The 13,652-nt window shown below is 49.1% G+C and carries 11 protein-coding genes; 3 read left to right on the forward strand and 8 right to left on the reverse strand.

From position 1 onward, the window contains the following. The first annotated feature begins 33 nt into the window (after positions 1-33). The gene (locus tag CXK86_RS16075) at positions 34-765 is read left to right on the forward strand and encodes an MBL fold metallo-hydrolase (RefSeq protein WP_076251596.1); all 732 of its coding nucleotides are present in this window, start codon (positions 34-36) and stop codon (positions 763-765) included. Positions 766-1,335: 570 nt separating this feature from the next. Here CXK86_RS16075 and CXK86_RS16080 read toward each other — a convergent pair. After that, positions 1,336-2,556: a PQQ-dependent sugar dehydrogenase gene (locus tag CXK86_RS16080; protein WP_076251595.1), complete on the reverse strand. Its 1,221-nt coding sequence runs from the start codon at positions 2,554-2,556 to the stop codon at positions 1,336-1,338. A 262-nt stretch (positions 2,557-2,818) separates the two neighbouring features. Here CXK86_RS16080 and CXK86_RS16085 point away from each other — a divergent pair, with 262 nt between their 5' ends. After that, complete coding sequence (locus tag CXK86_RS16085) at positions 2,819-3,907, forward strand: M24 family metallopeptidase (RefSeq protein WP_076251593.1); 1,089 nt, start codon at positions 2,819-2,821, stop codon at positions 3,905-3,907. A gap of 291 nt (positions 3,908-4,198) precedes the next feature. Here the strand turns inward: CXK86_RS16085 and CXK86_RS16090 are convergent, their stop codons facing one another. The 3 genes from CXK86_RS16090 to CXK86_RS16100 form a co-directional block, all read right to left on the reverse strand. Further along, positions 4,199-4,552 carry a hypothetical protein gene (locus CXK86_RS16090; RefSeq protein ID WP_036610715.1) on the reverse strand — a complete coding sequence of 118 codons (354 nt, stop codon included), beginning with the start codon at positions 4,550-4,552 and terminating at the stop codon, positions 4,199-4,201. A 201-nt stretch (positions 4,553-4,753) separates the two neighbouring features. Beyond that, on the reverse strand, positions 4,754-5,437 hold the full coding sequence (locus tag CXK86_RS16095) for a queuosine precursor transporter (RefSeq protein WP_076251591.1): 684 nt from the start codon (positions 5,435-5,437) through the stop codon (positions 4,754-4,756). 374 nt (positions 5,438-5,811) lie between these two features. Next, positions 5,812-7,209, reverse strand: coding sequence for an L-cystine transporter (locus CXK86_RS16100; RefSeq protein WP_076251589.1), 1,398 nt, complete (start codon positions 7,207-7,209; stop codon positions 5,812-5,814). Positions 7,210-7,561: 352 nt separating this feature from the next. Between CXK86_RS16100 and CXK86_RS16105 the strand changes: the two genes are divergently transcribed. Continuing rightward, positions 7,562-9,262 carry a methyl-accepting chemotaxis protein gene (locus CXK86_RS16105; protein WP_076251586.1) on the forward strand — a complete coding sequence of 567 codons (1,701 nt, stop codon included), beginning with the start codon at positions 7,562-7,564 and terminating at the stop codon, positions 9,260-9,262. Positions 9,263-9,388: 126 nt separating this feature from the next. Here the strand turns inward: CXK86_RS16105 and CXK86_RS16110 are convergent, their stop codons facing one another. The 4 genes from CXK86_RS16110 to cobT all read right to left on the reverse strand — a co-directional run bounded on the left by CXK86_RS16110 (position 9,389) and on the right by cobT (position 13,625). After that, positions 9,389-10,933 carry a cobyric acid synthase gene (locus tag CXK86_RS16110; protein WP_257467903.1) on the reverse strand — a complete coding sequence of 515 codons (1,545 nt, stop codon included), beginning with the start codon at positions 10,931-10,933 and terminating at the stop codon, positions 9,389-9,391. A 126-nt stretch (positions 10,934-11,059) separates the two neighbouring features. Beyond that, positions 11,060-11,950, reverse strand: coding sequence for an adenosylcobinamide-GDP ribazoletransferase (cobS, locus tag CXK86_RS16115; protein WP_076251581.1), 891 nt, complete (start codon positions 11,948-11,950; stop codon positions 11,060-11,062). Further along, complete coding sequence (cobU, locus tag CXK86_RS16120) at positions 11,947-12,507, reverse strand: bifunctional adenosylcobinamide kinase/adenosylcobinamide-phosphate guanylyltransferase (RefSeq protein WP_076251579.1); 561 nt, start codon at positions 12,505-12,507, stop codon at positions 11,947-11,949. Before cobU ends, cobS begins: the two co-directional genes overlap by 4 nt. Then, positions 12,504-13,625 carry a nicotinate-nucleotide--dimethylbenzimidazole phosphoribosyltransferase gene (cobT, locus tag CXK86_RS16125; RefSeq protein WP_076251752.1) on the reverse strand — a complete coding sequence of 374 codons (1,122 nt, stop codon included), beginning with the start codon at positions 13,623-13,625 and terminating at the stop codon, positions 12,504-12,506. The genes cobU and cobT overlap by 4 nt, the downstream gene beginning before the upstream one ends. Positions 13,626-13,652 lie beyond the last annotated feature (27 nt).

Consider the following 13,652-nt stretch of genomic DNA (forward strand, 5'->3'; position numbering starts at 1 on the left):
AAGGAGGTGTACCGGACTACGGTCCGAATAACCATGAGCCATCCAACAACTTCGATTACTGTGCTAAATCTTCAGATTCCCACACCTTCCGGGAACAGCCCCATATTCCCCGTCATGCTTCGTGATGTAGATGGCGTTACCTTGGTGGATACAGGCATGATCGGACAATTTGCAGAACTTCAATCCGCATTGGAACAAGAGGGCGTACAGCTCTCGGACGTCAAACGTGTGATTATTACTCATCAGGACATCGATCATATCGGTAACTTGGGAGCTCTGCTGGATGCCATCCCTGATCTGGAAATCTGGGCACATGCCGATGAGATTCCATATCTAACAGGTGAGAAACCTTTGATCAAGTTCACGCCTGAACGTCGTGCTCTGCTACCCGCGCCCGTTTTGGCACTGGCAGATCAACTGCTCTTGCAGCTCCCTGAAGTGAACATTAGCAGAGCGCTGGCAGACGGGGACATATTACCCCTTCAAGGTGGTACACAGGTCATTCATACACCGGGACATACACCAGGTCATATCTGCCTGTATTTCGGGGAGCAACAGTTCCTGCTCGTTGCCGATGAACTTCGTGTGGTCGATGATGAACTGGTTGGCCCTGCACCACAAGCGACACCGGACATGCCTGAAGCGCTGCGAAGCCTGAAGAAACTGACCGACCTTAAGCTCAATAAGGTTCTCTGTTATCACGGTGGAGAGTACATGAATGATCCGGCTCAGCGTATTGCCACACTTGCGGAGAGCGCAGAGTAGTAAAGAACGCGGAGCTGTGAGTTTTTTGGAACGATAACGCATCCTATTAACGCTGTTTCTCTTCGTGCGGCATTGTGCGTTGTAGCTCATTCAAGATTAGGATGACACATACATTACAATCAAGGAGCTGTCCCAATGTCATGAACTTGACGGGGACAGCTCCTTTAGTTAACCACGCACTTCTACTACTCTACTGCACTGGTGTTGTTTTGTAACGAATCTCAGACACCCTATACGCAGTATTTTGAGTATCAAGTTTTTCTAACGAACTCCAGACACCTTAGTTACTCATTTCATTGGTTTTTCCGCAGGTTTCGAGTGAATTTTGGCATTATAGCGTGGCTGAGGTTCGTTAAATTCTATGAACGCCGCCAAACCTCTATTTAAGGTGCGTCAGGTTCTTTAGAAAAATTTTATTTAGAGCGATTCAGATTCAGAGCACTTCAGGGCTTTGGCTCAAGATAAGCGGCAACCGTTCGTTTTAAACTTACTCCATCCACTACCTTACGGGGAGACGAGTTCGGTTCGACGTTGTCCTACAACACTGATTTTCTCTCCCCTGACCCCGACTCAGCTCTCCGGAGTTAGTACAATCAGCTTGTCATCTCCATCACGTGGCGATCCTCGTCCATCCCGATTGTTCGTAAGCACATATAACTTCCCGTCCTCACCAGCACTCACATTACGAATCCGGCCCCATTCATCTTCGAAGATGGGTTCCACCTTCTCCACCTGTGTGCCATCTTCCGAAAGAGTGACCTTCAGCAGCTGCTCTCCACGCAGATTTGCAGCAATCAGTGATCCAGCCCAAGGTCCTTCTTCTACAAAAGCTACACCAGACGGCGCCCATGTATCGTTCCCACTATGTGCAAGCGGAGCCTGATATGCGCCATTGTCATCGTCGTCTCCTTCTACCTCGGGCCAGCCATAATTCTCTCCGGCCACAATCCGGTTGATCTCATCATGATTACGCTGACCATGCTCCGTGGAATAGAGGTAACCGTTTTCCGGATTCCATGCCAGTCCCTGTGCGTTACGGTGTCCCATACTGTATACAGGTGAATTCGGCCATGGGTTGTCTGCTGGGATCGATCCGTCGAGACCTATCCGCAATATTTTACCTCCAAGGCTATCTTTGTTCTGTGACAGTTCCGGTTCATAACGCTCACCTGTCGTGATATAGAGCAACTTGTCCGGGCCAATTTTGATCCTCCCACCATTATGATTCGTTCCGCCTGGAATGTTACCAAGCAACTCTTGATCTATGACCGCTTTGCCATCATTCACCTTGAGGCGTAACACCCGATTCGCAATATCGTCGCCTTCCAGATAGGAGTGGTATGCATACAAGTAACCGTTCTCCTCAAAGTCCGGATCAGCTGCAAGGCCCAACAGACCTCCTTCACCTCCTTCACCTTCTTCATTAAACGGGGCTAAGAAATCAATCAGTGGTTCAGGTGCTAGTTTTCCATCCTCAATGACCCGAATCGCACCAGGGCGTTCCGTTACAAACATCCGACCATCAGGCACACTCACAATCTCCCATGGTGCATTCAGTCCTTCAACCAGTACGGAAGCCTGATACGGAATAACCGTCTCTCCCTGCGCTCCACTCTCATTTCCACTTGCACCGGTATTGCCTCCGTTGGCCGTCTGTCCCTGACCTGTTCCCTGTCCCTGAGACGTCTGCTCTGTTCCTCCCGTAGAAGGTTCGCCTGAAGAACATGACGCGGTTAACAGTGCCACACTTAATAATGAAGCATACAGCGGAACGGTTACTCGATTATTCATGATTACATCTCCCTTCGTATTTCGTTCTTCTGTATAAAATAAATAAGTCAAGCTTCAACGTATTATTAATGGATTGCTCTCTATTGTTGTGGTGTTATTATTCATCTGTTAAGCGGTTTCGCCCTGTATTACCCTTCATACCAGCCGCTTAAACCGAGAATTCAAGGTATTCCGACGATATGAAATCACCGCAGTTTGGAATTCCATCATAATCTTTTATAATAGAAGGATAGTATGAATGGAAAGGTGGACAACTACACTTATGAATCAAAACCCTTTATCTCGTCTTGAAGCCGATCTGTCCGGGCAAGGATTGGACGCCATGCTGATCACAGATCCAAAACATATCTACTATTTAACTGGATTTGCGAGCAATCCGCATGAACGCTTCCTCGGTCTGGTGCTCGCAAGCGGCGAAGAGCCCCTGTTGATTGTACCCGCACTGGACGCAGAAGCTGCCGCTGCCGCTTCCTCGGTATCCAACATTGCCACTCACACGGATACCGATAACCCATACGCTTTGTTTGATCGTTATCAGGGGCGCTTGGGCCGGGTAGGTCTTGAAAAAGAATACGTAACAGTCGCACGTTATGAACAACTGACCGCCGCTCTCGGTGCTGCCAGCTTTGAAGATGTTGGCCCCCTGCTTCGCACATTACGTGTGAAAAAAACACCGGATGAGGTAGCCCGCATTCGCCACGCCATTTATCTGATTGAAGAAACATTGCGTCAAGGACTCTCTCATGTTCGCACAGGCGTAACCGAGATCGAACTTGTCGCAGAGATGGAGTATCAGATGAAAAAGCTGGGTGCCGATGGTCCTTCCTTTGATACCATGGTGCTCACGGGACCCAAAACAGGTCTGCCACACGGTACACCGGGTGAACGGAAACTGCAACATGGTGACCTGTTGATGTTTGACATGGGTGTGTATGCTGGAGGGTATGCCTCGGATATCACACGTACATTCGCCTTTGGTGACATCTCTCCTGAACTCAAAACCATCTATAACACTGTGCTCGCAGCAAACGAAGCTGCTATCCAAATCGTGAAACCAGGCATTACCTGCGCCGAAGTGGATCGTGCAGCACGCCAGGTCACGGAAGAAGCGGGATACGGCGAACGTTTCATGCACAGAGTAGGCCATGGATTGGGTATCGACGTACATGAGTATCCTTCTCTTCATGGAGAGAATATGGACATCCTGAATGAAGGTACCGTATTCACGATTGAACCGGGCATCTATACCGCAGCAGGCGGCGTCCGTATCGAAGATGATGTAATTGTGACCGAGACGGGTATCGAAGTTCTGACGACATATCCAAAAGAACTGCAAATCCTTACTGACTAATCCAATTGGATCTATGTCAAAAATAGCCCAGATACATCAATGCTTAGCCGATATTATGCATCATGAACTAAACTGCACAAAACTGTGCTGAACCGTATCTTCAAAATAATATACTCCTTTCGCGTACGCCTCAGGCCTGTATACAGAAAAAGTAGCACGTACACACGCGAACGCAAAAATCCCGCAAATCCATAAATATCATGGGTTGCGGGATTTTAATTAATACAAAGCATATCCTAAATTACTCCGTCTGCATTCTACGTAATTTTATTCCTGCTCACTCATTTACCATTAGTCAAACTCATGCGTGATATCCTGCCAAGACTCCAGCTGTGGCAGCTGTTGCTTCCCCCAGTAATCCAGAAACCATTGAATAATCCCAGTCGTATCTGTTGTTCTGCAGCTGTAATGTCGGAAACCGTCCTCGCCTTCCTGCAAACGAATCTCCGCCACCATCTGCCCTGGTTCCTCAAGCGCAGCAGCCTGCATATACATACTTCCCTCCACCAGCTCGGAAGGTACAAGTACTACGAATTCCTGCAATTCCAGATTGGAGATCAACTCCACCAATAACGAGGCATTAATGCTATCATTCTCGTAGGTTGTGCCATTGCTTTCCAGTGTATAACGCAGTGTAGAGTACATGTGCGATTCCCCTTTGTATGAAATGATCGTTCCTATTGATACACGCTCATAACGACAGGTCGTTTATATTATAACTTTTTCATAAAAATGTAAAAAGGATTTTCTTGTTTCGGGTCTTTTCTATGAAAAAAAACCTTGCAGAGTCCGAATTACAATTGACCGCGCAGAGGTTTTTTTCAAGTGATACTCTTTGAATATTGTCTAAGCTTCATCCTTAAACTTAAAGCTACGTGCAGCATACAGAAACGGCGTTCCGACCGCAGTTAATACAAATTTGATAATATACGTCGTGAGGAAGATTTCCAGCCAAACATCCCAAGGATAGATGAACGCAAACGCGATTGTGCAGAACACCAGTGTATCCACAAATGAACTGATGATCGAACTACCGTTGGTGCGAATCCACAACTGATTGCGCCCTGGGGCCACCTTGCGCAGCCAGGAGTACAATCGTACATCCAGGAACTGACTGATGAAGTACGCTGTCAGACTTCCGAGTGCCAAACGTGGCAGCAGACCGAACAACTTCGCCATAGATTCCTGTGCAAAGTCTGTTGGTGCCGGTTCAAAGAACAACACCATCTGCATCAGAACCGTTGTCATGATGAGCGTGAAGAATCCAAACCATACGGCCTTGCGTGCCTCACCTGGTCCATATTTTTCATTAAGAAGGTCACTGGTCAGGTACATGCTGACATACATCGTGTTGCCTAACGTCAGTACAATTCCCATGATATCTATCGTTTTGGTCACCTGAATGTTGGCTATAACCGTAGCCACACCAATCCAGGCATAGAGACCTTTTTTACCGAACAAGCGGTAACACAGCAGGAAAAATCCATAAGTTACGAGAACAAAAACTGCTCCCCACCCTAAGTTAAACATAAATACATACACTGCCTTCCTAGTTTTGATTACGCGGGATGGTTACGAACCGCGGTTTGGCTCAGGGCCAAAACATGAATACTCTATCACATTTCTCGTCCCATGAACAGAACTAAATAACTCCAAGCGTGCCTGAGTGACTACGACCCCTTCTATATTCCTCCGCTTCCCTCTCGACCATACTAGTTTTTCCTACCTCTATTCCCCTTGCACCGTGTATAGAAAAAGAAGACTGCTTCACCACTGTGCACAGCATAGTTTGATTGCCGCAAAAAAAACCGCCCTCCGGATTCCTCCGAAGGACGGCTTTTCTCACTTGATTTGTAGACGGCTCTAGCTATCTTAATGTGAGCTTCTATCTAATCCATTCTGTATTAAGCCTGAGCCGCAGAATCCAGCTCACGACTCTGATCGTTAAACGTGTCCCGATCGTTTTCCTTCAAAATTCTGCTCGTTACGAGTCCTGATGTCATCGACCCGTTCACGTTAAGCGCTGTACGACCCATGTCGATCAGCGGCTCCACGGAAATGAGCAGTCCAACCAGAGCCACAGGCAGATTCATGGTGGACAATACGATCAGGGAAGCGAAGGTTGCCCCACCGCCAACGCCAGCCACACCAAACGAACTGATCATGACTACGAGGATCAAAGTCACAATGAAGTCCCAGCTCAGCGGGTCGATGCCGACCGTCGGAGCAATCATCACCGCCAGCATGGCCGGATAGATCCCGGCGCACCCGTTTTGCCCAATCGTAGCCCCAAAGCTTGCAGACAGGTTCGCAATGCCGTCCGATACGCCGAGTTTCTTCGTCTGAGTCTCCACATTCAGCGGGATCGCCGCTGCACTTGAACGGGATGTAAAGGCAAATACCAGTGTTGGCAGCACCTTCTTCAAATACGTAATCGGGTTGAACCCAGACAGCGAGATAATGATCAGGTGAATAATAAACATGATCGCCAGCGCGATATAAGATGCAATCACGAATTTGATGAGCTTTAATATCTCTTCCGCATTGGTTGTCGCCGTTACCTTTGTAATCAGTGCTAAAATCCCGTAAGGCGTAAGCCTCAGCACCAGTGTAACAATTCGCATAACCACCGCGTATACCGCATTAACCATACCGCGGAACGTCTCCGCCTGCTGAGGTTTTTTGCGATCCAGTCCAAGAACGGCTACACCGATAAACGCGGAGAAGATAACCACCGCCAGTGTGGATGTACGACGTTCTCCTGTCATATCTGCAAATGGATTCGAAGGAATGAATTCCAACACTTGCTGAGGGATGGTCTGATCCTTCACATCAACAAGCCGTTCCTCCACCTTCTGAATCTGCGCATTCTCCCGGTCTCCTCCTTGAATCTCAATGGAAGTCAGGTTGAAGCCCAGACTGGTCACAATGCTGACCCCTGCGGCAATCGCTGTGGTGATCAACAGAATGGCAATAATGGAAACACTCATTTTGCCGAGATTTTGTTTGCCCTTCAGATTCATAATGGCCGAAATGATCGACACCATGATCAATGGGATCACGACCATTTGCAACAAACGAACATATCCTGAACCGACCAGATTGAACCAATCGACTGATTTCGTAACTACATCAGAACCTGATGTGTACACCAATTGAAGAATAACCCCGTAAACAACCCCCAGTCCCAGACCCGCAAATACGCGTTTCGTAAAGGAGATATGCTTTTTCTGCATCCAGTAGAGGATACCAAGTAAGGCAAGTATAACCACTACATTCAATATGACTAGAAAAGTATCCATTTCTTTAAATCCTCCTCAGGCATGTGTGTAACCGGAGAATATCCGGTTTTCTCTTCTATCTTTTGTACTTCCGACAAAGACATTTTACAATATAACATATAACAAACTATTCTGGTAGGTATTAATTGATATTATGTAATATGCATGTAACAGATTCATCTATTTCTGAAAAAAATACACCAAATCGTGAAAATTGTTCTATTCAACCTCCGGTTAATTTTGTAATATAGGTATATCCGCTTATTCCCAAGTTTTCTCAATGTTCAATTTAGGTCTTTCTTCATTGGTAGATAGGTCTTAGGATTACGGAAAAGCGACAATGTTAATGAACTTGACGTGAAAGGATGATCATATGTTTCGTAATCGCACCGTTGCCGGTAAAATCAGAGGCACCTTGTTCCTCGTTCTGCTGGTTGCTTCCCTGTTGTTCAGTATTAGTTTTTATGCCGTATCGATGAATATTATTCAAAGCTACGTGCTACCGCAGTTTGACAAAGTCCTAAACACGTCCATTCAGGATATATACAAGAATACTTCAGCATCCAAAATCCTACAGGTACAGAGTGGCGGAGCCGGTTCTGAAGGTGCTGCCATGACCGTGGAATCGTACCTGGCAGATAAAGCAAAAGAACATAATTTGGATGCGGCTTACGTTGTTGCTATTCAAGATGGCTCAGCCAAAGTCGTTGTGGCCAACCCTTCTTCAAACATGAAAGCCCAGGATGAAATTAGTGTAGAACCCGCAATGAATGCAGCTATTGAGAACAAAGAAATGGTAATCAGCGAGGTCTACTCCGATTCCTTTGGTGTACATAAAGCAGCCTTTATCCCCATTGCAGGAAGTAACATGATTATGGCTGTGAGCATGGATGCCCAGTTCATTCAAGACAAGATTACCCAGATTTTCTGGTTGTGCCTTGGGATTACAGCATTAGTGTTTGTGCTCGGCTGGCTTATCTCCACTAGTATGATCAAAAGAGTTACCAAACCAATCATCAAGCTCGTCCAACATAGCAAACAAATATCCCAGGGTGATCTGACCGCTGAACTAGAGATCAAAGGTAAAGATGAAATTGCCCAGCTTGCCGCAAGCTTCCAGACGATGACGCATAACCTGAAAGAAATGATTAGCCGTGCCTTGTCCACGTCCAATGAAGTTGTATCAGGCTCCAATGACCTGCTTCAGCGGGTTGAATCGATGTCCGGTATGGTTCGAAACTCCAGCCGCTCTGCAGAAGATGCAGAAAAAGGCAGCATCAGCATTGCGTCAAGCGCATCCGAGAACGCCAGAGCTATGGAAGAAATTACGCAAGGTATCATGCATATTGCTTCTTCTTCTGCTGAAGTGTCTGACCAGATTGGTGAAGCAGCCAACGAGGCAGTTAACGGTAACCGACTGGCTCAGAATGCCATTGAGCAGATGGAGCGTGTAGGCCAGACAGCAAGCGAATCGTTGCGATATGTTGAAACTATGAATGAACGTTCGGTAGCCATCGGCACCATTGTTGCTTCGATTTTTGAAATCACCAAACAGATTAACATGCTGTCACTCAATGCCTCCATCGAAGCAGCACGTGCCGGAGAGCATGGCCGCGGATTCGCTGTTGTTGCTGGAGAAGTTCGCAAACTTGCCGAGCAATCCAAGACAGCCACCGAAGAAATTTCGGATTATCTGGGTACCATTCGTGAAGATGCTGAACGCTCGGTTGATGCCATGAACCGTGTAACCCAGGAGATTGGTTCAGGCACAAGGGTCGTTCAACAAGCAGGCTCTGCCTTCCAGCAACTGAATGAATTGATTCAGAACGTGAATCTGACCATTCAGACCGTCTCGGCTTCTACACAACAAGTATCTGCTGGTGCTGAAGAAGTGAGTGCATCCGTTGAAGAAACGGCACAGATTACGACCAAATCCCGTGAGAGCATGTTACAGATTGCTTCAACAGCAGATCTGCAGCTCAGCGAGATGGACTCACATTCGAATACAGTTCGTCATCTGCATGAACAAGCTGTAGAGCTGCAATCCGCTATGAAAAATTTCAAAATAAACTAACAGGTTAACCATTAACCTATCATCACCTGTTTTAAACCTCATTTAATCATAGGATATACAATACCCCCATGCCGCTAACATTCCGTTTCTATAGAACGGTTTGTCCGACATGGGGGTATTGTTGTTTCACTCGGGTGCCTGAACACCCATAATCTCGTACACACGCTTCATATCCAATGCTGAACGCAACGATTCAGCTACCCGATCGAACTCCATCTCCTTACGCTCATGCGCACTATACGTCTCCTGAAGTGGAGCCAGCCCCTTTCCTGCACGCAAGGCATTCAGCCACGAACGTCGGAATTGATCACTTTCAAACAAACCATGCAGGTAGGTTCCCCACACGCTGCCATCTACTGAGCCCCAGCCTTCTTGGAAAGGTTGACCACCTGGATGCGAGATTTCAAACAATGCGGTTACACGTTCAGGCTCGTGACACTCCGTAACGCCCATATGAATCTCATATCCGTTAATGGGTAATGAAGCATCTGCTACATCTTGCTCACCATACAGACGAATCGGGTGATCAGGCTGCACCCGTCCGGAAGCTCTGACGGTCTGCTTTTCCTGAAGAAATGTTGTCGATAGCGGGAGCCAGCCAAGTCCTTTTGCTTCCTGGATCTGATTGGCCTCCACAGCAAACGGGTCCTTCAGATGACGTCCCAGCATCTGGTATCCGCCACATATTCCTACGAGCTGAACATGATCACGCTCGGTCTGGCTCGCAATCGCCTGCTCCAGCCCAGACTCACGCAGAAATGCCAGGTCACCTATGGTATCCTTCGTACCTGGTAGAAGAATGGCATCCGGACTACCCAATTCCTCTGGCGAGGTCACGTAACGCACATTCACATCCGGTTCACGGGAAAGTGCGTCAAAGTCTGTAAAGTTGGAAATTCGCGGATATCGGATTACCACCAGATCCAGCTCGGTTTTGCCGGATTTACCATGACGCATGGAGTCCAGCACCACCGAATCCTCTGCTTCAATCTGAATATCTCTTATGTAAGGCAAAACACCTAATACTGCAATGCCTGTCCGTTCTTCGAGCCAGTCGAGTCCTGGTTGCAACAGGGACAGATCACCGCGGAACTTGTTGATAATGAACCCTTTGACTCGCGCCACCTCATGGGGTTCCAGCAGCTCCAGCGTACCTACAATGGAAGCAAACACTCCGCCCCGATCAATATCGGAGATCAGAATCACCGGCGCATCGGCCCAGCCTGCCAGATTCATGTTGACGATATCCCGGTCCTTCAGATTGATCTCGGCCGGACTGCCCGCTCCTTCCATCAGCACAATATCATAGGTATCCCGTAGCCGGTTCAACGCATCCATAACCGTCTGCTTTGCTTCAGGCAGGAAATGCTGACGGTAGTCCGATGCACTCATCTGGGCAAAAGGTACACCATGTACCACGATCTGCGAATGCATGTCCCTCACCGGCTTGATCAGGATTGGATTCATATCGGTTGTCGCCTCAATACCACAGGCTTCGGCCTGTGCCCCCTGGGCCCGACCAATCTCCTTGCCATCTTCCGTCACATAGGAATTCAATGCCATATTCTGTGACTTGAACGGAGCAGGCTTGAAGCCATCCTGCTTAAAAATCCGGCACAATGCCGTTGTGATGACACTTTTGCCCACATCGGAAGCCGTTCCTTGCAGCATCAGTACCGCCGCTGGTTGTGATGGCTTATCTTCCACGCTCTCTCCCCCTGTCTCCATGTTATATCCAGATCACCTTACTCCCAACCTCATGCGTAACACTTTCCATACTGCTTCATATTTCAAAAGTTACAGCCAGAACAGTCCTTGAAGCACACTCAGCACGGTCAACAAAGCCGCCTCCAGCAGCTCATTCATGGCACCATACGTATCCCCGGTTAAACCACCGAGCCGTTCACTGATCCGGGCAGCCACGAATCGGCCGATATAATAACACGCCACAGGCAGTATAATAACTGCCGTCACCGGGTATAGCCACCATGGCAGTGTTCCCAGCCCACTCACCATCGCATCCGCAATCCCCATATCCGGCTTGAAAAGCCACACCGAGGCAAACGTAAGTGCCCCTGCGACCAAGGTCAGGCCCACAGCTGAACTTCGTGCACGCTGGACCTCCTTCCTCTCACCCAGACCTTTAAACAATACGGCAAGTCCATCATCTTCGCGCGCATTCGGCCAGGCCGACATTGCATACACCATGAACCAGCGGCTCCAGATCATGGGCAGGATCAGCAGCGCACCGTACACCCACTGGCCCCGGGCAATAAAATCGGCGATCAGCGCAGCCTTCATCATCAGAAGCAACACGCAGGCGATCACGCCCATTGCCCCGACACGGCTGTCCTTCATAATCTCCAGCATCCGCTCACGTGTACGATAACTGAGCAAGCCATCCGCCGTATCCATCCATCCGTCAAGATGGAGCCCTCCGGTGAGCCATACCCATAACGTCAGGGTCAGGACGGCAGCCGGAAAGGCCGGAAGCACTGCACCACTTAAGGCTCCCGCGAGCCAGACACACAGACCAATCGCAGCACCGACCAGCGGATAAAAGACTACACTTTCCCGCAGCAATGGCGGGACAAAATCGATTTGCATTTTGACAGGGAAACGGGACAAAAATTGAAAAGCGGCTGCCGCCGCATGTTTGCGCTGAGGAGCAGGCGTGCCATCCTTCATAAGCGGTACTCCTTGCTTTTTAGTTCAATCGCAATGCCTACGGTCACCAGAAACACTTCACCGCATATCGCCGCAATACGCTGATTCAGTACACCGGCCAAATCCCGATATTTCCTGCCAAGGGCATATTCCGGTACGATCCCATCTCCCACTTCATTTGTAACCAAAACAAGCAAACCGGGATAGGTTCGAATCGCTTCAACCAACGCGTCCAAATGTCCCTGTAACACCTGCTTCTCGTCATGCTCATGCGCTAACAAAACATTTGTCAGCCACAGCGTCAGGCAATCCACCAGAATGGTGGGTGCAGAAGTCCCTGTATGCCCTTCACCCATGCGGCTTATCAAAGCAGGCAGATGTATCGGTTCCTCCATCGTGTGCCACAGATACCCTGATGCCTCCCGCTGATGCTGATGCATCGCGATACGCTCACGCATTTCATCATCGTACGCCTGAGCTGTCGCCACATACCACGCCTCCGAGGAACGCTGCATGCAGAGACGCTCGGCAAAGGAGCTTTTGCCACTGCGTGCGCCGCCTGTCACCAGTACACTCATCGTGAACTCTCTCCTTGCAGGGATGAATCAACCGACGCAACGGAATCTGGAGCAGGGCTTGTTCCATCCGAGACACCCGCGCTTGCAAAGGTTGCCATCTCATTCAGAATGAGACAGGCTGCGTCAATCAGATGAAGACTAAGCACGCCGCCCGTGCCTTCACCCAGACGCATGTCCAGATCCAGCATCGCTTTCAGGTCCAGTTCACGCAGCAGCGCTTCATGTCCATTTTCGTGTGAGGTATGAGAAGCGATCATATAAGCTGTACTCAGAGGTGCAAGTTGTCTCGCCACCAGCGCTGCGGCGGTAGAGATGAACCCGTCTACAACGACCGGACAATGATGAGCAGCTGCTGCGAGGATAACCCCTGTGAGTCCGGCAATCTCCAGTCCACCCACCTTGCACAGAACATCCAGTGCATCTTCCGGGTTTGGTGCGTTTACGCTAAGCGCCCGGCTGACTACAGCAGCCTTGCGCTGCAAGCCTGCATCATCAATCCCTGTACCTCTCCCCACAGCGGCAGCTGGTGCAACTCCGGTTAACGCGCTCATTACCGCAGCACTTGCGGTGGTGTTGCCAATTCCCATCTCCCCGGTGACAAACAGCTGTGTTCCCTTCGCCACCTCTGCTGATACAACTTCGGCTCCTGCAAGGATAGCGCTGACTGCCTCATCCCGGGTCATCGCTGCACCCCGGGCCATGTTGGCCGTGCCTTTACGAATTTTACGGGAAAGCAGGTCCGGATGTTCAAGATCGGCATTCACACCAATATCCACACAGATCACATCTGCTCCGGCGTGACGGGCAAGCACATTCACCGCCGCACCTCCAGCGAGGAAATTCAGGACCATCTGCGGGGTCACTTCAGCAGGAAAAGCACTGATGCCCTCTTCCACTACGCCGTGATCTGCGGCCATGACAATGACCGCCCTGTGATCAAAACGCGGACGTGCATTGCCAGTCATGCCTGCCAGACGGATCACCAGCTCTTCCAATTTGCCCAGACTCCCCGGCGGCTTCGTCAACGAATCCACGTGCGCAGAGGTTTCTGCCGCCACTTCCTGGTCAGGAGCAGTAATCTTACTTGTTAAATGCTCCAACACCTGTTCATTATTCATACAACCAGCACTTCCTTCATCAAAATA

This window comes from Paenibacillus sp. BGI2013 (assembly GCF_002843485.1).
Classification (GTDB): Bacteria; Bacillota; Bacilli; order Paenibacillales; family Paenibacillaceae; genus Paenibacillus; species Paenibacillus amylolyticus.

Bases quoted from the DNA above. Each gene is read 5' to 3' on its own strand.
- CXK86_RS16075 (WP_076251596.1), top strand. From the start codon at position 34: ATGAGCCATCCAACAACTTCGATTACTGTGCTAAATCTTCAGATTCCC.
- cobS (WP_076251581.1), bottom strand. From the start codon at position 11,950: ATGAAGGATGGCACGCCTGCTCCTCAGCGCAAACATGCGGCGGCAGCC.
- CXK86_RS16110 (WP_257467903.1), bottom strand. From the start codon at position 10,933: ATGCTGCAAGGAACGGCTTCCGATGTGGGCAAAAGTGTCATCACAACG.
- CXK86_RS16095 (WP_076251591.1), bottom strand. From the start codon at position 5,437: ATGTTTAACTTAGGGTGGGGAGCAGTTTTTGTTCTCGTAACTTATGGA.
- CXK86_RS16085 (WP_076251593.1), top strand. From the start codon at position 2,819: ATGAATCAAAACCCTTTATCTCGTCTTGAAGCCGATCTGTCCGGGCAA.
- CXK86_RS16080 (WP_076251595.1), bottom strand. From the start codon at position 2,556: ATGAATAATCGAGTAACCGTTCCGCTGTATGCTTCATTATTAAGTGTG.
- cobU (WP_076251579.1), bottom strand. From the start codon at position 12,507: ATGAGTGTACTGGTGACAGGCGGCGCACGCAGTGGCAAAAGCTCCTTT.
- cobT (WP_076251752.1), bottom strand. From the start codon at position 13,625: ATGAATAATGAACAGGTGTTGGAGCATTTAACAAGTAAGATTACTGCT.
- CXK86_RS16090 (WP_036610715.1), bottom strand. From the start codon at position 4,552: ATGTACTCTACACTGCGTTATACACTGGAAAGCAATGGCACAACCTAC.
- CXK86_RS16100 (WP_076251589.1), bottom strand. From the start codon at position 7,209: ATGGATACTTTTCTAGTCATATTGAATGTAGTGGTTATACTTGCCTTA.
- CXK86_RS16105 (WP_076251586.1), top strand. From the start codon at position 7,562: ATGTTTCGTAATCGCACCGTTGCCGGTAAAATCAGAGGCACCTTGTTC.